19 protein-coding genes and 1 tRNA gene are annotated in these 23182 nt (G+C 74.5%); 6 read left to right on the forward strand and 14 right to left on the reverse strand.

Going from position 1 to position 23182, the window contains the following annotated elements; genetic code table 11:
* Positions 1–133: 133 nt before the first annotated feature.
* Complete coding sequence (gene clpB, locus ACFVN3_RS05100; protein ID WP_378231203.1) at positions 134–2755, reverse strand: ATP-dependent chaperone ClpB; 2622 nt, start codon at positions 2753–2755, stop codon at positions 134–136.
* A 294-nt stretch (positions 2756–3049) separates the two neighbouring features.
* Between clpB and ACFVN3_RS05105 the strand changes: the two genes are divergently transcribed.
* The gene (locus ACFVN3_RS05105) at positions 3050–4372 is read left to right on the forward strand and encodes an LppM family (lipo)protein (RefSeq protein ID WP_378231205.1); all 1323 of its coding nucleotides are present in this window, start codon (positions 3050–3052) and stop codon (positions 4370–4372) included.
* 127 nt (positions 4373–4499) lie between these two features.
* Here the strand turns inward: ACFVN3_RS05105 and ACFVN3_RS05110 are convergent, their stop codons facing one another.
* Positions 4500–5831: an enoyl-CoA hydratase/isomerase family protein gene (locus ACFVN3_RS05110; protein ID WP_378231207.1), complete on the reverse strand. Its 1332-nt coding sequence runs from the start codon at positions 5829–5831 to the stop codon at positions 4500–4502.
* 99 nt (positions 5832–5930) lie between these two features.
* On the opposite strand from ACFVN3_RS05110, the gene ACFVN3_RS05115 reads away from it, so the two are divergent.
* From ACFVN3_RS05115 to ACFVN3_RS05130, 4 genes are read left to right on the forward strand one after another with little or no spacing between them, the layout of a single operon-like run.
* On the forward strand, positions 5931–6902 hold the full coding sequence (locus ACFVN3_RS05115; protein WP_378231209.1) for an alpha/beta hydrolase: 972 nt from the start codon (positions 5931–5933) through the stop codon (positions 6900–6902).
* A gap of 43 nt (positions 6903–6945) precedes the next feature.
* Entirely contained in the window at positions 6946–7620 is a 675-nt protein-coding gene (locus tag ACFVN3_RS05120; RefSeq protein WP_378231212.1) for a YitT family protein, read from the forward strand.
* Between the two features lie 33 nt (positions 7621–7653).
* Positions 7654–9264 (forward strand): AlkA N-terminal domain-containing protein, encoded by a 1611-nt coding sequence (locus ACFVN3_RS05125; protein ID WP_378231214.1) that lies wholly within the window; start codon positions 7654–7656, stop codon positions 9262–9264.
* On the forward strand, positions 9261–9827 hold the full coding sequence (locus ACFVN3_RS05130) for a methylated-DNA--[protein]-cysteine S-methyltransferase (protein ID WP_378231216.1): 567 nt from the start codon (positions 9261–9263) through the stop codon (positions 9825–9827). The genes ACFVN3_RS05125 and ACFVN3_RS05130 overlap by 4 nt, the downstream gene beginning before the upstream one ends.
* 27 nt (positions 9828–9854) lie before the next feature.
* On the opposite strand, the gene ACFVN3_RS05135 is transcribed toward ACFVN3_RS05130, so the two are convergent.
* The 11 genes from ACFVN3_RS05135 to ACFVN3_RS05185 form a co-directional block, all read right to left on the reverse strand.
* Complete coding sequence (locus ACFVN3_RS05135; RefSeq protein ID WP_378231218.1) at positions 9855–10880, reverse strand: CAP domain-containing protein; 1026 nt, start codon at positions 10878–10880, stop codon at positions 9855–9857.
* Between the two features lie 79 nt (positions 10881–10959).
* Complete coding sequence (locus ACFVN3_RS05140) at positions 10960–11952, reverse strand: cation diffusion facilitator family transporter (protein WP_378231221.1); 993 nt, start codon at positions 11950–11952, stop codon at positions 10960–10962.
* 101 nt (positions 11953–12053) lie between these two features.
* A complete protein-coding gene (mnhG, locus tag ACFVN3_RS05145; protein ID WP_378231223.1) occupies positions 12054–12578 on the reverse strand; it encodes a monovalent cation/H(+) antiporter subunit G in 525 nt (174 codons plus the stop codon).
* Positions 12578–12985: a monovalent cation/H+ antiporter complex subunit F gene (locus ACFVN3_RS05150; RefSeq protein ID WP_378231225.1), complete on the reverse strand. Its 408-nt coding sequence runs from the start codon at positions 12983–12985 to the stop codon at positions 12578–12580. Before ACFVN3_RS05150 ends, mnhG begins: the two co-directional genes overlap by 1 nt.
* A complete protein-coding gene (locus ACFVN3_RS05155) occupies positions 12982–13581 on the reverse strand; it encodes a Na+/H+ antiporter subunit E (RefSeq protein ID WP_378231227.1) in 600 nt (199 codons plus the stop codon). Before ACFVN3_RS05155 ends, ACFVN3_RS05150 begins: the two co-directional genes overlap by 4 nt.
* The gene (locus ACFVN3_RS05160) at positions 13578–15173 is read right to left on the reverse strand and encodes a Na+/H+ antiporter subunit D (protein WP_378231229.1); all 1596 of its coding nucleotides are present in this window, start codon (positions 15171–15173) and stop codon (positions 13578–13580) included. Before ACFVN3_RS05160 ends, ACFVN3_RS05155 begins: the two co-directional genes overlap by 4 nt.
* Positions 15170–15775 carry a Na(+)/H(+) antiporter subunit C gene (locus tag ACFVN3_RS05165; RefSeq protein WP_378231231.1) on the reverse strand — a complete coding sequence of 202 codons (606 nt, stop codon included), beginning with the start codon at positions 15773–15775 and terminating at the stop codon, positions 15170–15172. The genes ACFVN3_RS05160 and ACFVN3_RS05165 overlap by 4 nt, the downstream gene beginning before the upstream one ends.
* On the reverse strand, positions 15772–18831 hold the full coding sequence (locus tag ACFVN3_RS05170; RefSeq protein WP_378231233.1) for a Na+/H+ antiporter subunit A: 3060 nt from the start codon (positions 18829–18831) through the stop codon (positions 15772–15774). Before ACFVN3_RS05170 ends, ACFVN3_RS05165 begins: the two co-directional genes overlap by 4 nt.
* Before the next feature lie 192 nt (positions 18832–19023).
* Positions 19024–20097: a hypothetical protein gene (locus ACFVN3_RS05175; RefSeq protein ID WP_378231235.1), complete on the reverse strand. Its 1074-nt coding sequence runs from the start codon at positions 20095–20097 to the stop codon at positions 19024–19026.
* 65 nt (positions 20098–20162) lie between these two features.
* Entirely contained in the window at positions 20163–20738 is a 576-nt protein-coding gene (dcd, locus tag ACFVN3_RS05180) for a dCTP deaminase (RefSeq protein ID WP_141390646.1), read from the reverse strand.
* 107 nt (positions 20739–20845) lie between these two features.
* Positions 20846–21487 carry an NINE protein gene (locus tag ACFVN3_RS05185; RefSeq protein WP_378231237.1) on the reverse strand — a complete coding sequence of 214 codons (642 nt, stop codon included), beginning with the start codon at positions 21485–21487 and terminating at the stop codon, positions 20846–20848.
* A gap of 153 nt (positions 21488–21640) precedes the next feature.
* Here ACFVN3_RS05185 and ACFVN3_RS05190 point away from each other — a divergent pair.
* Positions 21641–21711, forward strand: a tRNA-Gly gene (locus ACFVN3_RS05190).
* 142 nt (positions 21712–21853) lie between these two features.
* Here the strand turns inward: ACFVN3_RS05190 and ACFVN3_RS05195 are convergent.
* On the reverse strand, positions 21854–23149 hold the full coding sequence (locus tag ACFVN3_RS05195; protein WP_378231239.1) for an AGE family epimerase/isomerase: 1296 nt from the start codon (positions 23147–23149) through the stop codon (positions 21854–21856).
* Positions 23150–23182 lie beyond the last annotated feature (33 nt).

Consider the following 23182-nt stretch of genomic DNA (forward strand, 5'->3'; position numbering starts at 1 on the left):
CGTGTGGTTGTGGTGGCTTGTTTTTTTTTTATAACACCCCGCCCCCGCCCCGGGGTCGGGCGTTTTACCCCCGTGTTCTATCACAAGGGACCACCCCCCCGCGGACCAGGGCTCTACCTCGGGCCCCGGAGGATCACGCCGTGAGGATCTCCGTCCCGAGGGTCAGGCCCTCGGCCTCGGGATCACGGTCGACGCGCACCACGTCGCCGTCGGCGACGTCGCCCGAGAGCAGCATCCGCGCGAGGCGGTCGCCGATCTCGCGCTGCACGAGGCGGCGCAGCGGGCGCGCCCCGTAGGCGGGGTCGAAGCCCTCGAGCGCGAGCCACTCGCGGGCGGCCGTGGTGACGTCGAGCGTGATGCGCCGGTCGGCGAGACGCCTCGCGAGGTGCGCGACGCTGATGTCGACGATCCGGCCGAGCTCGTCGAGCGTGAGCGGCTCGAAGACGATCACGTCGTCGAGGCGGTTGAGGAACTCCGGCTTGAAGCTCGACCGCACCGTGCTCATCACGGCCTCGCGCTTCGCGGCGTCGTCGAGCATCGGGTCGACGAGGAACTGCGAGCCGAGGTTCGACGTGAGCACGAGGATGACGTTGCGGAAGTCCACCGTGCGGCCCTGGCCGTCGGTGAGGCGGCCGTCGTCGAGCACCTGCAGCAGGATGTCGAAGACCTCCGGGTGCGCCTTCTCGACCTCGTCGAGCAGCACGACCGAGTACGGCCGGCGCCGCACGGCCTCGGTGAGCTGGCCGCCCTCCTCGTAGCCGACGTACCCCGGGGGCGCGCCGACGAGCCGGGCCACCGAGTGCTTCTCGGAGTACTCCGACATGTCGATGCGCACCATGGCGCGCTCGTCGTCGAACAGGAAGTCCGCGAGCGACTTGGCGAGCTCCGTCTTGCCGACGCCCGTCGGGCCCAGGAAGAGGAACGAGCCCGTGGGGCGGTCCGGGTCGGCGACGCCCGCGCGCGAGCGACGGACGGCGTCGGACACGGAGCGGACGGCGGCCTGCTGGCCGATGAGGCGCTCGCCGATGACGTCCTCCATGTGCAGGAGCTTCTCGCTCTCGCCCTGGAGCATGCGGCCCGCGGGGATACCGGTCCACGCGGACACGACCTCCGCGATCTCGTCCGCGCCCACCTTGTCGGCGATCATCGGGGCGGCCTCGGGACCGGACGCGGCGAACGCGTCGTCCGCCTGCTCCTCGGCCTCGGCGGCGTCGAGCTCTCGCTGGAGCTGCGGGATCTCGCCGTACTGGAGCCGGCCCGCCGTCTCGAGGTCGCCCTCGCGGATCGCGCGCTCGACCTGGACGCGCAGCTCGTCGAGCTTCGCCCGCAGGTCGCCGACGCGGTTGTGGCCGGCCTTCTCGGCCTCCCAGCGCGCGGTGAGCGCGGCGAGCTCCTCGCGCCGGTCCGCGAGGTCGGCGCGCAGCTTCTCGAGCCGCTCGAGCGACGCGGGGTCGGTCGACTCGGAGAGCACGACTTCCTCCATCTCCAGGCGCGTCACCGCGCGCTGCAGCTCGTCGATCTCGATGGGCGAGGAGTCGAGCTCCATGCGCAGGCGCGACGCCGCCTCGTCGACGAGGTCGATCGCCTTGTCCGGGAGCTGGCGGCCGGTGATGTACCGGTCGGAGAGCGACGCCGCAGCGACGAGCGCCGAGTCGGCGATCGTCACCTTGTGGTGCGCCTCGTACCGCTCCTTGAGGCCGCGCAGGATCGCGACCGTGTCCTCGACGGAGGGCTCGCCGACGAACACCTGCTGGAAGCGGCGCTCCAGCGCCGGGTCCTTCTCGATGTACTCGCGGTACTCGTCGAGCGTGGTCGCGCCGACGAGGCGCAGCTCGCCGCGCGCGAGCATGGGCTTGAGCATGTTGCCGGCATCCATCGCTCCCTCGCCGCCCGCCCCCGCCCCGACGACCGTGTGCAGCTCGTCGATGAACGTGACGACCTCGCCGTCGGAGGACCGGATCTCCTCCAGGACGGCCTTGAGGCGCTCCTCGAACTCGCCGCGGTACTTCGCGCCCGCGACCATGCTCGCGAGGTCGAGCGAGACGAGCCGCTTGCCCTGGAGCGACGTCGGGACGTCGCCCGCGACGATGCGCTGCGCGAGGCCCTCGACGACGGCCGTCTTGCCGACGCCGGGTTCGCCGATGAGGACAGGGTTGTTCTTGGTGCGGCGGCTCAGCACCTGCACGACGCGCCGGATCTCGGAGTCGCGGCCGATCACGGGGTCGAGCTTGCCCTCGGCGGCCGCGGCCGTGAGGTCGGTCCCGTACTGCTCGAGGGCCTTGTACGTGCCCTCGGGGTTGGGGCTAGTGACGCGCGCGCTCCCGCGCACGGCAGGCAGCGCCGACCGCAGCGCGTCGGCTGTCGCGCCGGCCTGCTGCAGGATCGTCGCGGCCTGCGACGAGCCCGCGGCGATGCCGAGCAGCAGGTGCTCGGTGGAGACGTACTCGTCGCCGAGGGCCTGCGCCTCCATCGAGGCGTTGTCGAGCGCCGTCGACGTGGCGCGCGACGGCGTCGGCTGCGCGACGGCGGACCCGCTCGCGGTGGGCAGCGCGACGAGCGCGGCACGGACCTTCTGGCCGACGGCCTGCTTGTCCGCGCCGACGGCGTCGAGCAGCCCGACGGCGACCCCGCCCTCCTGCGTGAGCAGCGCGGCGAGGAGGTGGGTGGGCTCGAGCTGCGGGTTGCCGGCGGCCGACGCGGTCTGGATCGCCTCGCCGATCGCCTGCTGCGACATCGTGGTGAACTTCGTTTCCATAGGTGCTCCGGTGTGGTGCTCGAAAGGTGGTCTGACCAGTGGAACGACTCCGAAGTTGAGTGTATTCCGCTCAACTTATTTCGTCAGCCTCGCGCCTGACCTCCCCGTCACCCGTCGCCCGGCGCGGATGAACTCCCGGCCGCATTCCGTCTCAAATCGGCATCGACCCTCGCCTCGGGCGGCGATCCGCGACATGCTGGGCGGGTGAACTCCTCACCCTTGCGCAGACGACTCGGCCTCGCTGCCCTCTTCGCCACCCTCGCACTGTTCCTCGCGGGGTGCATGAGGATGGACATGGCCCTCACCCTCAACGAGGACGACACGTTCGACGGCAGCGTCGTCATGGCGTTCAGCGACGAGCTCGCCACGTCGATGGGGTCGGACCCGCAGGAGCTGTGGGACCAGATGGGCTCCGAGATGGAGTCCGAGCTCCCGGAGGGCGCGACCCAGGAGCCGTACGCCCAGGACGGGTACACGGGCACCAAGATCACGTACGCGGACCAGCCCATCTCACAGCTCTCGTCCGCCGGGGCCGACTCGATCTCGGTCACGCGCGAGGGTGACGAGTACGTCGTGAGCGGGTCGATGGACATGACCGGCGAGGAGTTCAACCCCGACACGGGTGACGCGACGAGCGACGAGCTGACGCAGCAGATGATGGACAGCCTCGACATCAAGATCTCCATCACGTTCCCCGGTGAGGTCGCCGAGTCCAACGGCGAGATCGACGGCAACACGGTGATCTGGACGCCCGTCGTCGGCGAGGTCAACGAGATGACGGCGCGCGGCTCGGCCGTCGCGGGCGGCGCGGCAGGGTCGGGCGACGAGGGCTCGGACGAGGCGACCGAAGACTCCGACGGCGCCACCGCGCCCGACGGCGGCGACAGCGCGGGCGACGCCTCGGACTCCGGTTCCCTGGCCTGGCTCTGGTTCGTCATCGGCGGCGTCGTGCTGCTCGGCATCATCGGCCTCGTGCTGTGGCTCGTGCTCCGCTCCAAGCCGGGTGCGCAGGACGGCCAGGCGGCCGGCTTCCAGCAGGGCGGCTACCCGGGTCAGCCCGGCGCCTACCCGGCACCGGGTCAGCCCGGCCAGCACCCCGGCCAGCCCCAGGGCCAGTACCCCGGCCAGCCGGGCGGCTACCCCGGCCAGCAGCCCGGCGCCTACCCGGGTCAGCAGCCGGGCGCATACCCGGGTCAGCAGCCGGGCGCGTACCCGGGTCAGCCGGGTCAGCAGCCGGGCGCCTACCCCGGCCAGCCGGGTCAGCAGCCGGGCGCCTACCCCGGCCAGCCGGGCGCGCCGCAGGGCTACGGGGCGCAGCCCCCGGCGCCGGGCCAGTACGGCGCCCAGCCGCCGGCCCCGCCGCAGCCGCAGGGCGGCTACCCCGGCGCGGCCCCGTACGCCCCTCCCGGCGCGCCGCACCCGCAGTCGTCGCCGACGACGCCGCTCCCCGCGCAGCCGCCCGTCCCGCCGGGCGCGACCCAGCCGCTGCCGCCGTACCAGCAGCCCGCCCCGACCCAGCCGCTCCCGCCGCAGCCGGGCACCCCGGGGCCGGACGGGTCCGCCGGTCCGGACGACGAGATCGACGACGCCACGCGTCTGCGCCCGCCGCCCGAGTGACGCGAGCGACGCCTCGCGCGGCACGCGCCGTGCGAGGTGGGTGACTCGCAGCACCACGCATCGACGGCCCGCCCCGGGAGCCCGGGGCGGGCCGTCGTGCGTCGTCGGCTCGTACGGCGTGGTCGCGTCAGGACTCGACGGTGACCTCGACGACGTCGCCCACGGCGTCGAACCGCACCGCGGGCCAGTACCCGTCGAGGAAGTGCTCCCCGCACGAGTCCGCGAGGTGCACGACCGTGCCGCCGTCGTCGTGCCGCTCGACGAGCTCGACCATGAGGTCGTCGCTCGCCTCCGCGAGCTCGTCGGGCGTCGGCTCGTCCTCGCCGAACCGGCGGACCACGGCCTCGACGGCGCGGCGTGCCAGGCGCGGGCTCAGGGCGTCGTCCCACAGCGCCTCCGCGGGCACGTACGCCAGCGCCTCCGCCCCGACGCCCGGGTCGACCTCGGCGAGCGTCGCCGGGCGCCACGACGGGTCGCGGTCCTTGTCGACCACCTGCACGCGGACACCCTCGACGAGGTCCGGCTGCGTGTCGACGAACCACGAGACGAGCCCGTACTCCTGCTCCAGCGCGGCACGCAGGTCCGGGAGCCCGCGCGCGCTGCGCACCGCCGCGAGCGCCACGGTGACCGCGGTGGGCGAGAGCCGCTCGAGCGCGTCGGCCTCGGAGCCCGCCTGCTCGTCCCCGTCCCGGGCCGCTGCGCGCAGGCGCGCCACGATCTCGGGCACGGAGTCCGCCGCGTAGGTGGCGTCGACCGCCGCCTGGCGCGCGACGAGCCGCGAGACGGGTGCGGGCAGGGCGTGGCGGCGCACGACCTCCCGCACGTCCTCGACGTCGAGCGGGTCGACCCCCGCGGTCGCGAGCGCGGCGAGGTCGGCGGCGAGCACGGGCAGCCGCTCGCTCGGCACGTAGTGGTCGGCGAGCCCGGCGAAGATCGCGTCGGCGGCGTCCATCGTCACGGCGCCGAGCGCGAGCAGCTCCCCGAGCCGCCCGGGCGCGCGGCCCAGGAGCCAGGAGCCGCCGACGTCGGGCGTGAAGCCGATCCGCGTCTCCGGCATGGCGACGCGCGAACGCTCGGTCACGACGCGGACCGGCGCGTGCGCGCCGAGGCCGACCCCACCGCCCATGGTGATGCCGTCCATGATCGTCACGACGGGCGTGGGCAGCTCCGCGAGCGCGGCGTCGACCGCGTACTCGCGCCGGAAGTAGCGGCGCGCCTCGGCCTGCTTCCCGGCCACGATCGACGCGCGCAGCTCCCGGACGTCGCCGCCCGCGCACAGGCCGCGGTCGCCCGCACCGTCGAGCAGCACGAGGCGCACGGTCGGGTCGACCCGCCACTCCTCCAGCACGTCGGCGATCTCGCCGAGCATGGCGTAGCCGAGCGCGTTGAGCGCGCGGGGGCGGTCCAGGGTGAGGTGCCCGACGCCGTCGTCGACGCGGGCGAGGATCTCGCTCGTCATCCGCGTCACGCTACCTCCCACCCGCGCGTTGTCGCCGCGGGATCGCGCCGGGAGGCGAGAATCTGCAGACACGTGGTGGGGCGAGGACGGGAGAAGCGGATGGCCGAGACGCGGACGCCGGAGTGGCGCACGGACGTGCTGGGCGGGGACTGGGTCGCGCGCGACCTCGACCTGCCGGACGGCGCGGTCGCGACCCTGGTGCGGCGCGAGGTCGCGGCGCCCTCGGGCGACCGGCCCGCGGTGCTGTACGTGCACGGGTTCATCGACTACTTCTTCCAGACCCACGTCGCCGAGGCGGTCGAGGCGCGCGGGTACCGGTTCTACGCGCTCGACCTGCGGGGCTACGGGCGCTCGATCGGCCGCGGCACGGGGGCGCCGTCGCGGCCCGACGACGACCCGAACTTCGTCACCGACCTCGCCGTCTACGCCCACGACCTCGACGCGGCCGCGCGCGCGATCCGCGCGGAGGGGCACGAGCGGCTCGTCGTGCTGGGCCACTCGACGGGCGGTCTCGTCGCGAGCCTGTGGGCCGACGCGCGTCCCGGGCGGCTCGCGGCGCTCGTGCTCAACAGCCCGTGGTTCGACCTCAACCGGCCGTGGGTGTTCCGCGGACCGGTGACGTGGGTGGTCGACGTCGTCGGCCGGGTCGCGCCGCGGCTCGTCGTGGGCGGGCTCGACCCGCACTGGGCGGAGGCCCTGCACGCGAGCACGGGCGGCGAGTGGGACTTCGACCTCGCCTGGAAGCCGATCGAGGGCTTTCCCGTACGAGCGGGGTTCCTGCGGGCGGTGCGGCGCGGGCACGCGCGCGTCGCGCGGGGCCTGCACGTCGACTGCCCGGTCCTCGTGCTCGCGTCCGCGCGCAGCGGCCCGGCGTCCGGCTGGCACGACGCGCTGCTCACGACCGACAGCGTGCTCGACGTCGGGCAGATCACGACGCGCGCCGAGCGGCTGGGCGACGACGTCACGGTCGTCGCGGTCGAGGGCGGCGCGCACGACCTCGCCCTCTCCCCCGAGCCCGCCCGGTCGACCTACCTGCGAGAGGTCCTCGACTGGCTCGACGCCCGGGTCTGACGGCCCGGTCGCGCCCGCCCGACCGCTCCCCTAGCGTCAGCGTGTGACGAGCGCGCCGCGGTCCCGCCCCTCCCACGTGGTCCTGCGTGCCGTGTGGGCGCTCCTCGGGGTCGCGGTCCTCGGGCTCGGCTCGGCGGTGCTGCTGTCCGCGCACGTCGGCGTGGACCCCTTCACCGCGGCGAACATCGGCGCGAGCACCCTGCTCGGTGTCGACCTGGGCGTCTACCAGCTCGCGATCAACGCCGTGCTCCTCGTCCCCGTCGTGGTGTGGGGACGCCGGTACATCGGGGTCGGCACGATCATCAACATGGTCATGACGGGGTTCTTCGTCCAGTGGTTCTCCGCGCTCCTCGCCCCGCTCGTCCCGGACCCGCCGAGCCGCCTCCTGCAGACCGCGCTCTTCGTCGTGGGGATCGTCCTGTTCACCGCGGGTGCGTCCGCGTACATGACGGCGGGCGTCGGGACGGCGCCGTACGACGCGATCGCCCCGATCGTCGTCGACCGTACGCATGCGCGGTACCGCGTCGTCCGGGTGGTCCAGGACCTCGCGTTCGTCGGCCTCGCGATCGCGCTGGGCGGCCCCGTGGGCGTGGGGACGGTCATGACGGCGTTCTTCGCCGGCCCGCTCATCGACTTCTTCACCGAGCGCGTGAACAAGCCCCTGCTGCGGCGCGCCCTGCCCGACGACGCCCCCACCGTCGTGTCCGAATCCCGCTAGCCAAGGGGTCGCCCCGCGGGTGAGGATCGAGTCATGACGACGACCCTCGCGACTCCCCGCGCGACGACGGACCCCGTGTTCGCGGAGCGCTACCGCGCCATCGCGTCGCGCGACCGGCGGTTCGACGGACAGTTCATCACCGCGGTGAGCAGCACGGGCATCTACTGCCGCCCGTCGTGCCCTGCGCGCACGCCCAAGCCGGAGAACGTCACGTTCTACCTCACGTCCGCGGCCGCGCACGAGGCCGGCTACCGCGCGTGCAAGCGCTGCCTCCCCGAGGCCGTGCCCGGCACGCCGACCTGGGACCTCGGGCACGACCTCTCCGCCCGCGCGATGCGGCTCGTCGCCGACGGCGTCGTGGACCGCGAGGGCGTCGACGGCCTCGCCGCCCACCTCGGGTACTCGCCCCGGCACGTGCACCGCGTCCTCGTCGCGGAGCTGGGCGCCGGCCCGGTCGCGCTCGCCCGCGCGCTGCGCGCCCAGACCGCGCGCGCCCTGCTCACGGGCACCGACCTCCGCCTCGCCGACGTCGCGTTCGCCGCGGGCTTCGGCAGCGTCCGGCAGTTCAACGACACGATCACCGAGGTCTTCGACACGACGCCGGGCGAGCTGCGCCGTCGGGCGCGGCGCGACCGCCCGGCCCCTCCCCGCAGAGGCTCGGGCGGGCATGTTCCCGACGGCCCGGGCGCCGTCGGAGACGACGGCGGCACCACCGCCGTGCTCGACCTCACGCTCCCCCTGCGCGAGCCCTTCGACGCACGCGGCGTGTTCGCGTTCCTCGCGGCGCGCGCCGTCGACGGCGTCGAGGTCGCGGACCTCGCCGGGCCCGTCCTCTCGTACGCGCGCACGCTCGCGCTCCCGCACGGCCCGGGAGCGTTCCGCGCGACGTACGGCCCGCCGCCGGGGCGCGCCCGCGGCACGGCGCGGTTCCACGTCGAGCTCGAGCTCACGTCCGTGGCCGACCTGCCCGCGGCGATCGCCCGGGTCCGCCGCCTGTTCGACCTCGACGCGGACCCCGCGGCCGTGGACGCCGCCCTCGCGGCCGACCCGGCGCTCGCCGCGTCGGTGCGCGCCGTGCCCGGTATCCGGGTCCCGGGCGCGGTGGACGCGACGGAGATCGTCGTCCGCGCGCTCGTGGGACAACAGATCTCCGTCGCCGCCGCGCGCACGCACCTCTCGCGGCTCGCCGTCGCGCTCGGCACGCCGTTCGCGTCCCGGTTCGGGCCGACCCGCCTCTTCCCGACGCCCGCGCAGCTCGCCGAGGGCGGCGCCGACCACGTGCGCGGGCCCGCGCGCCGCACGGCCGCGATCCTCGGGGTCGCGCGCGCGCTCGCCGACGGGTCGCTCGCGCTCTCGTCCGCCGACGACCCGGCGGCCCAGCGCGGGGCGCTCGAGGCGATGCCCGGCGTCGGCCCCTGGACGTCCGGGTACGTCGCCATGCGCGTCCTGCACGACCCCGACGTCCTGCTCGACGGCGACCTCGCCCTCCGCGCGGGCGCCGCGGCGCTCGGCCTGCCCGACGAGCGTCGTGCGCTCGCCGCGCACGCGGAGCGCTGGGCGCCGTGGCGCTCGTACGCCGCGATGCACCTGTGGCGTGCCGCGGCCCCTCGACCCTCGACCACCCCCACGATGGAGACCCCATGACCACCGCACCGACCGCCCCCGCGACGGCGACCACCGCCGTCACCACGACCGTCGAGACGCCCGACGGCCCGTTCACGGTCGTCGTCGACCCCGACGGCACGGTCCTCGCCTCCGGCTGGACCGCCGAGCCCGCGGCGCTCGTCGCGCTCGTCCACCCCGACCTGCGCCCCGCGGACGTCTCGCCCGCGCCCGACGACGCACCCGCCGTCGTCCCGGCCGTCGCCGCCGTCCGGGCGTACTACGCGGGCGACGTGCACGCGATCGACGCCGTCCCCGTGCGCCAGGTCTCGGGCCCCTACCGCGCGCACGCGTGGGACGTGCTGCGCACGGTCGAACCGGGCGACCCGGTGACCTACACGCGGTACGCCGAGCTGTCGGGACGGCCCGCTGCCGTGCGCGCCGCGGCGGGCGCGTGCGCGATGAACGCCGCCGCGCTGTTCGTGCCGTGCCACCGCGTGCTGCGCACGGACGGCAGCCTCGGCGGGTTCCGCTACGGCCTCGAGGTCAAGCGCAGCCTGCTCGACCGGGAGGCGCGCGCGGCCGGGGAGCCGTCGCTCCTCTGAGCCCGGCGGGTCGGCCGCGCCGCGCCCTCAGCCCCAGCCGAAGAGCTGTGTCCACACCCGGTCTGCGTGCCCGACGCCGATCTCGCGCAGGTCGCAGTTGAGGATGTTCGCCCGGTGGCCGGGCGAGTCCATCCACGCGCGCACCACGTCCTCGGCCGTCGCCTGCCCCTTCGCGATGTTCTCGGCGCCGGGGTTGGCATAGCCCTGGGCCTTCGCCCTGTCCCAGGGCGAGCGCCCGTCGAGGCTCGTGTGGTCGAAGTAGCCCTGGGCGAGCATGTCCTCGCTGTGGAGCTGCGCCGCGGCCGTGAGCCGCTCGTCGACGACGAGCGGGCCGCAGCCCGCCGCGGCGCGCTCCGCGTTGGTCCGCTCGACGACGGCCGCGCCCTCCGCGGAGATCGCGCCCGGCCCGGCCGGGACCGCAGCAGCGGACGCCGGGGCGGGGGCCGGCGTCACGCTCGGCGCGGGGTCCGTGACCTCGCCCGACGGCGCCGGGTCGACCTGCGCGTCGCCCGCCGCCGGGTCCGGCGTGCCCGACGGCGCCGGGGCCGGCTCCTCGTCGGCGTCGGCCCCGCCCGGCTCGCTCTGCGCGGCGCCCTCCGGCGGGGTGCCCGGCGCGGCCTGCGCCGCCGGAGTGCCCGGCGAGTCCTCCAGGTCGTCCGCCGAGCGACCGTCGGCCAGCGTCCGTGACGAGTGGTCGTCGCGCGGGTCCCGGCCGTCGAGCCAGGACTCCGGGTCGGTCCCCTGCCACGGCAGCGCCGCGACCACCGGTCCGAGCGGGCCGACGTGCTCCGGCCGGAGCTCGCCGGTCGCCGTCGCGACCGTGACGCCCAGCGGCGGGCCGAGCAGCAGCGCCGCGGCGACCCCCGACGTCACGGCGACCCGCGGCCCGGACCGCAGGTGGCGCGCGAACGGGCCGCCCCGCCGTCGGACCGCCCCGGACGCCGGAGCCGCGGACGACGGACGCGCGGCCCGCGAGGTCCCGGGTGCCGGTCGCGACCGGGGCACCTCCGCGGGCGCTCCGGCCCGGTGCCGGGGCGTGCGCTGGGTGGCCATCGCTCGACCCTACCCAGCCTGGCCGTGGATGTGTACCGCTTCGTCCGTTCTGCCCGCGGTCCCCTTCCCGCCGAAGGGGTCAGGCGATCGACGGCTCCTCGGGCGCCGAGACCGTGAACACCGCGCCGGCGATGAGCGGCACGGACGTCACGCGGCGCTCGAGCTCGTCGAGCCGTCGTGCGACCGACGTCTCCGACTCGTCGCCCCGCAGGTCCACGCTCGCCACGAGGTACAGCGCGCGCGGGCCCACGTACTCGAGGCGCAGGTACGTCACGCGCTCGACCTCGGGCAGGTCCCGGATGCCCTCCAGGACGGCGGCGCGCGTCGCGGGCATCGCGGCCTCGCCCACGAGGAACCGGCGGTTGCGGTCGATGAGCACGACGGACACCACCGCGAGCACGACGCCGACGACGATCGACCCGATCGCGTCCGGGACGGGCGACCCCGTGAGCTGGTGCGCGAGCACTCCGCCGAACGCGACGACGAGGCCGACCAGCGCGGCGGCGTCCTCCGCGTAGACGGCGCGCAGCGTGGGGTCGGAGGTCACGAGGACGTGGTGCAGCGTGTCCCGGTCCGCGGCCCGCGCCTCGTCGCGCGCCTGGCGTCGGGCCCGGAGGAACGACACGCCCTCCAGGACGAACGCGAGCGCCAGGACGGCGTAGGCGACGCCGTAGCTGTCCGCCGGCTCGGGGTGCACGAGCTCCTGGATGCCGTGCGTGATGGACACCCCCGCGCCGACGGCGAACAGCCCGATCGCCGCGAACATCGACCACACGTACGCCTCGCGGCCGAACCCGAGCGGGTGCTCGGCGTCGGCGGGCCGCCGCGAGCGCTTGTCGGCGACGAGCAGGAAGATCTCGTTGCCGGTGTCCGCCCACGAGTGCACGGCCTCGGCGAGCATCGACGCCGACCCGGTGATCGTCGCGGCGACGGTCTTCGCCCCGGCGACGAGCGCGTTCGCGAGGAACGCGACGATGACGGTGACGGTGCTCTCGCCGCCGTCCTCCGGCCGGGCGACCCGCGGGTTGCGCGACTCCGGCTGCGGCGGGGCGGGCGTGGGGGCGTCGGCCATGCTGCCGGTCTACCAGCCGTGCTCACGGCCCGCGCGCGGAGCAGCGGCGTCTGCCGCTCGGGAGAGCCCGCCGCCGGTGCGGCGCGTTCCGACCGGGCGGCTCAGCGCTCCGAGGTCTCGGAACCCGAGGGACCGACGTCGCCGGCGGCCGTGTCGGCGGTGTCCGCGAGGTCCACGTCGCCCGGGGCTGCGGGCTCGGCCCCCTCGCCGGGCGCCGGCCGGTCGGCACCCCGGGCGCCCTCGTGCTCGCCGACGTCCTCGCGCTCGGCCGCGTCCTGGTCGCGCGTGAGCTCGTCGACGACGAGCAGGTCGGTGCGTACCTTGCCGGTCCGGTACCCGGCACGGCCGACCATGTGCGCCGCGACGGGCGACGTGAGGAGCTGGAAGATCACGACGAGGAAGAGCGTCGCGACGGCGCCCCACGAGCGCAGCCGCAGGCTCAGCCCCGCGAGCACGAGGATGAGCCCCAGCACCTGCGGCTTCGTGGCCGCGTGCATGCGCGCGAGGAGGTCGGGGAAGCGCACGACGCCGACGCCCGCGGCGAACGCGAGGAAGGCACCGCACAGCAGGAAGACGGCCGAGACGACGTCGGCCACGGTGTCCCAGAACGCGGTCGTCGGATCCATCAGCGGACCTCCCCCTCGGGTGCCCCGCCGTGGTGCTCGGGGTCCACGGCGGAGTCGCGGTCGGCCTCCTCGGCCTCGCGGCGCGCGGCGTCCTCCGCCGCGACCTCGTCGGCCGTGCGGATGCGGCCCTCGTCCTCGGGCTCGACGGACGCGAACCGTGCGATCGTCACCGAGCCCACGAACCCGACGAGCGACAGCACGACGAGGATCGGGATGGTGTCCGTGCGCCGCGAGAACGCGGCCTCGAGCGCGATCGCGCCGACGAGCGTGGTCGTGAAGACGTCGAGCGCGATGGTGCGGTCGAGCATCGACGGGCCACGCTCGGCGCGGACGATCGCGAGGCTCGCGCCGACGGCGAGCAGCGCGGCGGCCGCGATCACGACGACGAGGTACACGGTGTCGCTCATGCCTCGGCCACCTCTCGCGCGGACGGCTCCCGGTACAGCCCGGCGGCCCGCAGGTCCTCGTTCGACGCGAAGGCGTGCAAGACGCGCGCCTCCAGCGCGAGCGTGTCCTGGCGGACCTTCTCCACCCCGCCCGCGGCCTCGACGTCGAGCACGTGCAGGTAGAGCATCCCCGTGAGGCGGTGGGCCTCGACGACGATCGACCCGGGCACGAGCGAGGAGAGCTCGGCGGTGATCGTCAGGTAGATGTCCGACGGGTTGCGCAGGCGCACACCCACGACGGCGCCGCGCGGCGTGTGGCGCGGCGTGAGGGCGAGGAGGCTCACCTGGAACGACGCGACGACGAGGTCGGCGACGAAGCGCCCCACGAGCACGGCGAACGGCCACGGCCGGAGCTTCCCGCGCGCCGCGATCGACGGCAGCGGGAAGAACGTGATGACGGCGAAGCCGAGGATGACGCCCGCGAGGACGTTGCCCCACGACAGGTCGCCCCAGAGCATGACCCAGACGACCGTCAGCCACAGGATCGTGCGCCACTGCGTGGTGACGCGCGCGAACCAGCCGGAGGCGAGCGCGCGACGGCGGCGGTGCAGGCTCATCCGTCCCCACCCCCGGTCGTCGTGGCGGGCTCCGTGTCCGTCTCGCCGGTCGCGACCTCGTTCGACTCGCCCTGCCCGCGGTCGGAGTCGCCCGGGAACACGGCGTCGACGTACGTGTGGCCGTCGAGCAGCGTCGCGGCGGCGCGCTCGGTGTACGAGTAGAGCGGGCCGGCCACCACGGTGAGCGCGAGGCCGAACGCGACGAGCGCCGTCGCGGGCCCGACCATGCCGCGCGGGAGGCGCGCGTCCGCGGGGATCTCGACGGGCGCCGTCTGCCAGAACGCCTTGTTCCACGCCTTGACGATCGCGTAGAGCGTGAGCAGCGACGTGACGACGGACCCGACGACGAGCGCCCACGTGAGCGGCGTGCCCTGCGCCACGCCCTCCTCCAGCAGGCCCACCTTGCCGAGGAAGCCCGACAGGGGCGGGATCCCGGCGAGGTTCATCGCCGGGATGAAGAACAGGATGGCCAGCCCCGGCGCGAGCCTGGCGAGCCCGCCGAGCCGGTCGAGCGACGTCGAGCCACCGCGGCGTTCCACGAGGCCGACGACGAGGAACAGCGTCGTCTGGACGGTGATGTGGTGCACGACGTAGAAGATGGCGGCCGCCATGCCCGGCTCGGACGCGAGCGCGATGCCGAAGATCATGTAGCCGATGTGGCTGACGAGCGTGAACGACAGGAGTCGCTTGATGTCGTTCTGCGCGACGGCGCCGAGGATCCCGACGACCATCGTGAGCAGCGCGAGCCACATGAGCACGTCGTCGACCACGCTGTCCTCGGGGAACAGCAGCGTCTGCGTGCGGATGATCGCGTAGACGCCCACCTTGGTGAGCAGGCCGGCGAACACCGCCGTGACGGGCGCCGGCGCCGTCGGGTAGGAGTCGGGCAGCCACGCGGACAGCGGGAAGATCGCCGCCTTGATGCCGAACGCGAGCAGCAGCAGGAGCTGGATGGTCAGCGCCATGCCCGGGTCGATCTCCGCGTAGCGCTCGGAGAGCTGGGCGAGGTTCACCGTGCCCGTCGCCGCGTAGGTCAGCGCGATCGCGACGAGGAACACGATGGACGACAGCAGCGCCACGACGACGTAGATCGACCCCGCCCGGATGCGCTCGCCCGTGCCGCCGAGCGTGAGGAGCACGTAGCTCGCGGCGAGGAAGATCTCGAACCCGACGTAGAGGTTGAACAGGTCGCCCGAGAGGAACGCGTTGAACACGCCCGCCGCGAGGACCATGAACGTCGGGTGGTAGATGGCGACCGGCGCCTCCTCGTCGCCGTCCGCCACGCCCTGCGCCAGGGAGTAGAGCAGGACGCACAGCATGACGAAGCTCGACACGACGAGCATGAGGGCCGAGAGCCGGTCCGCGACGAGATCGATCCCGACCGGGGCCGCCCAGCCGCCGACGTCGACGACGATCGGCCCGGAGTCGGCGGCGACGAGCAGCCCCACCGACGCCGCGAGGACGAGCGCGAGGGCGGCGACCGTGATGAGCCGCTGCGCGCGCGGGTGGCGCCACAGCGCGAGCGCGGCGCCGGCCGCGACGAGCGGGAGGACGACGGGCAGCGGGACGAGCGCCGCGGCGGTGAGGCTCATCGCGGCTCCTTCCCGTCGTCGCTGCGGTCGTCAGGTCCTGGGTCGTCCGGGCGGTCGTGCTCGGGCCCGTCGCCCCCCGCGGTGCGGGGTGCCGGGGACGACGGCGGTTCCTGCCCGTCGGTGATCCCGTCGCCGTCGCCGTCGGTCTCGTCGCGGACCTCGGCGGCCTCGTCGTCCAGGCTCGCGCCGCTCTCCTCCGTGTCCGCGTCCTCGAACGCGGGGGCGTTGCGCGCGGCGTGCCGCGCGACGCGGCGGTCCTCGAGGTCGTCCTGCACCTCGTCGTGGCCGTGGAGCTGCCACGACCGGTAGGCCATGGCGAGCACGAAGGCCGTGATGCCGAGCGTGATGACGATCGCGGTGAGCACCATCGCCTGGACGAGCGGGTCGCTCATCTCGTCCTCGGGCGTCGTGCCGATGAGGGGCGCGCCCCCGGCCCGCCCGCCCGCGACGAGGAACAGCAGGTTCGCGCCGTTGCCCATGAGGATGAAGCCGAGCAGGACGCGCGTGAGGCTGCGCTCGAGCAGCAGGTACACGCCCGCCGCGAAGAGCACGCCGATCGCGAGCACGAGGACGACGCTCGGGGTCATGTCGATGACGTTCACCGTCGGCCACCTCCGATCGAGTCGGGCTCCATGGCCTCGAACGGCCCGGTGTCCTCGCCCGGCTCGCGCCCGGCGGCGGCGCGCTCGGCGTGCCGGTCGATCTCCGCCCCCAGGGTGCGCAGGATGTCGAGGACCAGGCCCACGACGACGAGGAACACGCCGACGTCGAAGAACAGCGACGTGACGAGGTGGATCTCCCCGACGAGCGGGAGCGCGATGTCGTAGGCGTCGCTGCCGAGCACGTTGCCGGTCAGCAGGAACGCGACGAGGCCCACGCCCGCGGACAGGAAGAGTCCTGTGCCGAGCAGCAGACCCGGGTGCACCGGCGCCGCCTCGCCGAGCTCGTACCGGCCGCCCGCGAGGTAGCGCACGATGAGCGCGATCCCGACCACGAGCCCGGCCGCGAAGCCACCGCCCGGCGCGTTGTGGCCGGAGAACAGCAGGAAGAGCGCGAAGACGATCATCGCGTGGAACAGCACGCGCGTGACGACCTCGAAGATCACCGAGCGTCTCTGGGGCGCGAGCGTGCGGCCCGCGCTGAGCCACACGAGCATGCGCGGCTGGTCCTTCTCGGCGACCCCGCGACGGCGGAGCGCGGCACCCGGGTCCGCCCCGCCCTCGCTCCACACGCCCGAGCCGGACGACGTCGTCGCAGGCTTCGCTCCCGACGCGCGCAGGATCTCGCCGCTGCGGGTGCGCAGGAACACGAGCGACGCGACACCCGTGGCCGCCGCCAGGAGGACCGAGATCTCGCCCATCGTGTCCCACGCGCGGATGTCGACGAGGGTCACGTTGACGATGTTCTTGCCGTGCCCGAACTCGTACGCCTCGGCCGGGAAGTCGACGGAGATCGGCGTCGCGACCCGCGCGAGCGGCGCCACGACCGCGAAGCCCATCATGACGACGGCGACGGCCAGGCCGATCCCCAGGCGCACCCACCGGCTCGCGGCGAGCGGCCGGTTCGAGAAGTACGCGGGCAGACGGCGCAGCACGAGCACCATGACGACGAGCGTGATCGTCTCGACGAGGACCTGCGTGAGCGCGAGGTCGGGCGCGCCGTGCAGGAGGAAGAGGACGGCGTTGCCGTACCCGGCGATGCCGACCAGGATCACGGCCTTGAGGCGGCGGCGCGAGCGTGCGGCGAGCACCGAGGCGATGCAGATCGCGGCGACCGCGACGAGCTGCGCGGGGCGGTCCCACGCCTTGAGCTGCTCGGGCCACGCCGTCTGCGCGACCATGACGACACCCGGCCCCAGGACGAGGACCACGAGGATCGCACCGAGGTAGAACGGCAGCGAGCCACGCTGCGTGACGGCGGTGACGTCCGCCGCGAGGTCGTCGAGCTTGCGCATGACCTTGCGGTAGGTGACGTCGGCCTCGGGGCCGGTCCACAGCGACGCCTGGAAGCGCTCGACGCGCGCTCGCTGCCAGAACAGCACGACGCCGACCGCGAGGACGAGGACCGTGAGCGCGAGCGCAGGGGTGAAGCCCGCCCACAGGACGAGGTGCCCGGGCTCGCCGACGGGGTACGTGTCCGCGTAGGGCGCGAGGAGCTCCTCGCCGAAGTGGGGCACGAGCGCGGTGGCGAGGCCGAGCACGGCGAGCACGACGGCGGGCCCCACCAGCAGGACGGGCTGGCGATGGATGCGCGCCGGGTCGATCGGGGGCTCGTCGGCCTCGACCGCCGGGCGACGCGCGGCGGCCGCGCGCAGACCCACGTGCTCGTTGGCGCGCGCCGGCGGCGTGCCGAGGTGCGGCTTGGACGCGAACGCGCCCCACCAGAACCGGATCCCGTACGCGACGGTGAACATCGACCCGACGACGACCGCCCAGAGCACGACCGTGTCGACCCAGACGGGCCCCTCGCCGTGCAGGAGCGACTCGAGCGCCGCCTCCTTCGCGACGTACCCCGCGAACGGCGGCAGCCCGATCATCGACGCGGTCGCGAGCCCGCCCGCGACCGCCGTCCACGGCAGGGCCTTGCCCACGCCCGTGAGGCGGCGCAGGTCGCGCGTCCCGGTCGCGGCGTCGACCACGCCCACCACGAGGAACAGCGACGCCTTGAACATCGCGTGCGCGCCGATCATCGCGAGCCCGGCGAGCGCCGCGCCGCGCGTCCCGAGGCCGACGAGCAGGATGATGAGACCGAGCTGGCTCACCGTGCCGAACGCGAGCACGAGCTTGAGGTCGTACTGGCGCAGCGCGCGGTAGCCACCGACGAGCAGCGTGCCCGCGCCGAGCGCGATGACCATCGACCGCCACACGGTCGTGTCGGAGTACGCGGGCGCGAACCGCGCGACGAGGTAGACGCCGGCCTTGACCATCGCGGCCGCGTGCAGGTAGGCGCTTACGGGGGTCGGCGCGGCCATCGCCGCGGGCAGCCAGAAGTGCAGGGGGATGAGCGCGGACTTGCTCGCCGCGCCCACGAGGAGGCACACGATCGCGGCCGTCACCGCACCGCCCGTGGGCGGGTCGGCGATGATCTCCGACATCCGGAAGGTCCCGCCCTGGACCCCGAGGATCACGACGCCCACGAGCATCGCGAGGCCGCCCGCCGTCGTCACGACGATCGCCTGCATCGCGGCGCGACGGCTCGCCTTGCGGTCGGCGTAGTGCCCGATGAGCAGGTAGGAGAAGACGGTCGTGAGCTCCCAGAAGACGAACAGGAGCAGCATGTCGTCCGCGGTGACGAGCCCGACCATGGCCCCGGCGAACGCCGTGAGCACGCCGCCGAACCGCCGCAGGCCCTGCGCCGTGGGCGAGAAGTAGGCCGAGCAGTAGACGAGCACCAGCGCGCCGACCCCGCCGACGAGCAGCAGCATGAGCCACGAGAGGGTGTCCATGCGGAAGGCGAGCTCGAGTCCCAGGCCGGGGACCCACTCGACGACCTGCGTCGGGTGCTCGCCCGACATCACCCGGTCGGTCCAGGCGAGCGCGTAGACCGCGGCCGACGCCGGCGCGAGCGCCATGACGAGGAACGCCCGGCGACCGAGGAACGAGACGAGTGCGGGCGCGCCCAGTGCCATCACGAGATGGGCAACGAGCACGTAGAGCACGGGCCGCTCCGTCCGGGTCGGGGGCGGGGTGGGCAGGTCTTGCTGGACTTGTCATCGTCGCACCCGCGGAGGGGAGCCGCAGGGCACGACAGTTCACGGCGACGGCGATGCCGTGCCGCGAACCATTTTACCGACTCGTCAGCCCTGCACCGGCCCCACAGCCCGGACCGTGACCGATTCCTCAGTCTCCCGTCAGAGATCCTCGGGGTCCACGAGGAACTCGGCCTCGTCGGCGATCTCGCCACCGACGGCTCCGAACAACGTCCGGGTGACCTGCGCGACGACCTCCGCCGCGCGCTTGCGCGCGACCTGGTGGTCGAGCGACGGCTGCTCCTGCTGGGACTCGACCAGGTCCCGCGGCTCCCACCGCACGCGGTAGCTCACGGCGCCGTCCGCCGTCCACGGCAGGCCGCGCAGCAGCAGCGGCAGGGCCTCCTCGCCGCCCACCTCGACGGCGACAAGCCCGTCCATGCCGAGGTCGACGATCAGCCCGTAGCCGTCGAGGACCGCGCGCGTCGTCAGCGCCTTGATGTCGACGTCGTCCGCGGCCGCGTGGATCGCGCGCCGCAGCGCGGGGTCCATCTTCTCGCCCGGGTACAGCGGCAGGTCGGCGATGCCCTTCGGGGGGCCCTCGTACGACTTCCCCTCGGTCGCGAGCCGCGTGCGGGGGTTGAGCCGCGCGACGAGCGCGAGCGCGGCGTTGGGGTCCAGCCACACGTCCGAGTACAGCGTCATGTCGATCGCGACGCCCGGGTCGGGCGTGAGGACGACGCCCGGGCCCGCCGGGTTGCCGACATCGGTCCGCACCGATCCGCCGAGGCGGCGCGCGGCGGCGACGAGGAACGCCACGACCCGCTCCTCCTCGCGCACCGGCAGACCGCCGGGGAACGCGCGGCCGATCCCGTCGCGGTCCCCGCCACCGGGGTACGGGACGTCGCCGCGCTCGCGCGGGCACACGACGTCGAACACGAGCGCCGTGCCCGGCGGCAGGCCGGAGCCGGGGCCCGCGTACGGGCCCGTGACCGTCGTGTGGCGCGACGTGCGCAGCACGCCCGGCGCCCCCGGTGCCGCCGTCCGGGCGGGCGGCACGAGCGGTTCCGTGCCCTCCGGCGCGACGTCCCAGCGCGCGCCCGCGAAGCGCGACAGCGCGAGCGTCTCGACCTCGTCGACGACGACGTCGGCCGGGAGCCCGAGCAGGTGCCGCGCCTGGTACGACTGCGCGGCGCCGGGCCCGTCGGGGTACGGAAGCGGCGGGAGCGGGCTCATGCGGTGCGGTCCTCCGGTCCTCGGGTCCTGCGGGGTCGAACGGCGTCCGACGCGGCGTGCCGCGCTCAGACGTCGGTGCGGTGGAAGCTCTGCCACGAGCGGGAGGCCGTCGGGCCGCGCTGGCCCTGGTAGCGGGAGCCGTAGACGCTCGAGCCGTACGGGTTCTCGGCGGGCGACGACAGGCGGAAGAAGCAGAGCTGCCCGATCTTCATGCCCGGCCACAGCGTGATCGGCAGCGTCGCGACGTTGCTCAGCTCGAGCGTCACGTGCCCCGAGAACCCCGGGTCGATGAAGCCGGCCGTGGAGTGCGTGAGGAGGCCGAGCCTGCCGAGGCTCGACTTGCCCTCGAGGCGCGCGGCGACGTCGTCGGGCAGGGTCACGGTCTCGAACGTCGACCCGAGCACGAACTCCCCCGGGTGCAGCACGAACGGCTCCGCCGGGTCGACCTCGACGAGGCGCGTCAGGTCCGGCTGGTCCTGCGACGGGTCGATGAACGGGTACTTGTGGTTGTCGAACAGCCGGAAGAACCGGTCGAGGCGCACGTCGATGCTCGACGGCTGGAGCATCGACGGGTCGTACGGCTCGAGCTGGACGCGCCCGGCGTCGAGCTCGGCCCGGATGTCGCGGTCGGAGAGCAGCACGGGCCCACGCTAGCCGACGACGGAGCGTGTCCGGACCCGCCGCCGAACCCTGGATCGCTCCCCGGGCACGGCGCGTCGTGGGGAGCGGTCCAGGCTTCGGCGAGGTGTCAGGCGCGCAGCGGGCGGCCCGTCGAGTCGACCGAGTAGTAGCCCGTCTTCGAGGTCAGGTAGAGGATGCCCTCGACGAGGCCCCAGATCGCGATGACCGGCGCGGCGAAGCCGAACGACAGCACCGACACGAGCAGCATCGTCAGGCCGATGCCCGTGTAGCCCAGGTAGAACCGGTGGATGCCGAGGCTCCCGACGAGGATGCCGAGCAGGCCCGCGGCGAGCCGGGACTTGGCCTGGGGGTCGTACGCGGGGTCGAAGCCCGGCTGCCCGTACGGGCCGGGCTGCGCGTATCCCGGCTGCTGGCCGTAGCCCTGCTGCGGGTAGCCCTGCTGGGGGTAGCCCTGCTGCGGGTCGGCGCCGTAGGCCTGCCCCTGCGGCTGGCCGTACCCCGGCTGCGCGCCGGGCGTCCCGTACGGCTGCTGGCCGTAGGCGTCCCCGTACCCCTGCGGCTGGCCGTAGCCCTGCTGGCCGTAACCCTGCTCGCCGTAGCCCTGCTCGCCGTAGGCCTGCTGCCCCGAGCCGGGCTGGCCCGCGGGAGCCGCGCCCGACGGCGTCGCCCCGCCCCCGTAGACCGGGTCGCCCGGGGCCGGGCTCCCCTGCGCGGGGTCGGGCTGCTGCTGGTACGGGTTCTCGGACAAGGCTGCTCCTCGGCGTGCGCCGCACACGGGCGCGGATCGGGTCGTCGTGCGGTCGGGTTCTGGCATCACCGGCGACGTCCGCTATGATCGGGGCGCGCGCTGGTTCGCCGAGGATCCTCCCAGAGGCCCCGGGGCGGACGCCACCAGCGCCGCGCGGGTGTAGTTCAATGGTAGAACTTCAGCTTCCCAAGCTGATAGCGCGGGTTCGATTCCCGTCACCCGCTCAGCACACGAGAGCCCCGCACCGAACAGGTGCGGGGCTCTCCTCGTCCGTGCCCGGTGAAGCGCAGCGCCGAGCCCGGGGTTGCTCCTCACGGCGACGGTGACGTGGGGAACGACCCCGGGCTCGGCGGTCTGGGGTGGGCGTCAGCCCAGGATGCTGCCCGCGGCCTTGGCCGATGCGGCGAGCGAGCCCGTCAAGGGCAGGTCCGGGAGGATCACCGCCTGGGCGGCGTGGTAGACGTCGGGCTTGCCGACCCACGTGACGCCGTCGGGCCGGTTGGCCGTGTCGAGCTCGTGGTGCCACGAGCCGCGCTCGGGGTCGACGAGGAACCGGTCGATCCACGCCCACCAGCCCGCGGCGGCCTCGGTGAAGCGCGACTCCCCCGTGACCCGGCCGAGCACGTCGGCCGCGGCCACCGCCTCGGCCGCGACCCAGTGGTAGCGGCGCGGCTCGACGGGCACCCCGGACCAGTCGACGGTGTACACGAACCCGCCGCCGTGCTCGCCGTCCCAGCCGTCGGCGACGGCGCGGTCGAACAGCGCGACCGCGGCCTCGGTGCGCGCGCCGGGCGTGCCGGACGCGATGTCGACCTGGAGGAGGAGGCGCGCCCACTCGAGCCCGTGCCCCGGCGTCGACCCGTACGGCTTGAACGGGTCGCGCGGGCGGTCGGCGTTGTAGTCGGGCAGCGGGTTCCAGTCCGCGTCGAAGTGCTCGGGGATGCGCCACTCGTTCTCGCTCGCCCAGCCGATCACGCGGTCCGCGATCGACGCGGCGCGGACGAGCCACTCGACGTCACCGGTCGCGTCGTGGGCCGCGAGCAGCGCCTCGACCGAGTGCATGTTGGCGTTGACCCCGCGGTACTCGTCGAGCGTCGTCCAGTCGCGCGACCACTCGTCCGCGTGCATCCGGGGCCCGGGCTCCCAGAACCGCTCGTCGAGCACGGCGAGCGCCGCGTCGAGCAGCTCGCGCGCGCCCTCGCGGCCCGCGATCGTCCCCGACGCCGCGGCGAGCACGACGAACGCGTGCGCGTACGCGCTCTTGGTCCCGTCGACCGCCCCCTCCTCCGTCGCCGAGAGGTCGCCAGGGCGGGGGCCCGGACCGCGCGAGGACACCCAGCCGCCGTACTCCGCGTCGACGAGAACGCCCCGCAGGCCACGCAGCGCCTTGTCCGCGAGCTCGCCCGCGCCGGGGACGCCCAGCAGGGACGAGAAGGAGTAGACGTGCGCCATGCGCGACGTGATCCACGTGTGCACCGGCCGCGCGAGGTCGGGGACGTCGTCGTCGTCGAGCCACTGCGCGGCGCCGTCCGACCGCAGCGAGGCCGCGCCGAAGTACAGGAGGTCGGCGAGCTGGTCGCGCCGCCAGGCCGTGAGGTCGGCCGTGGGGTCGACCCGGGGGGCCGCTGCGGGCGAGGGCTGCTCGGACGGGTGCTCGGTCATGTCTCGGTCCTTCTCGTGCTGGGAACGTGGTGC

The organism is Cellulosimicrobium sp. NPDC057862, from assembly GCF_042797035.1.
GTDB lineage: Bacteria > Actinomycetota > Actinomycetes > Actinomycetales > Cellulomonadaceae > Cellulosimicrobium.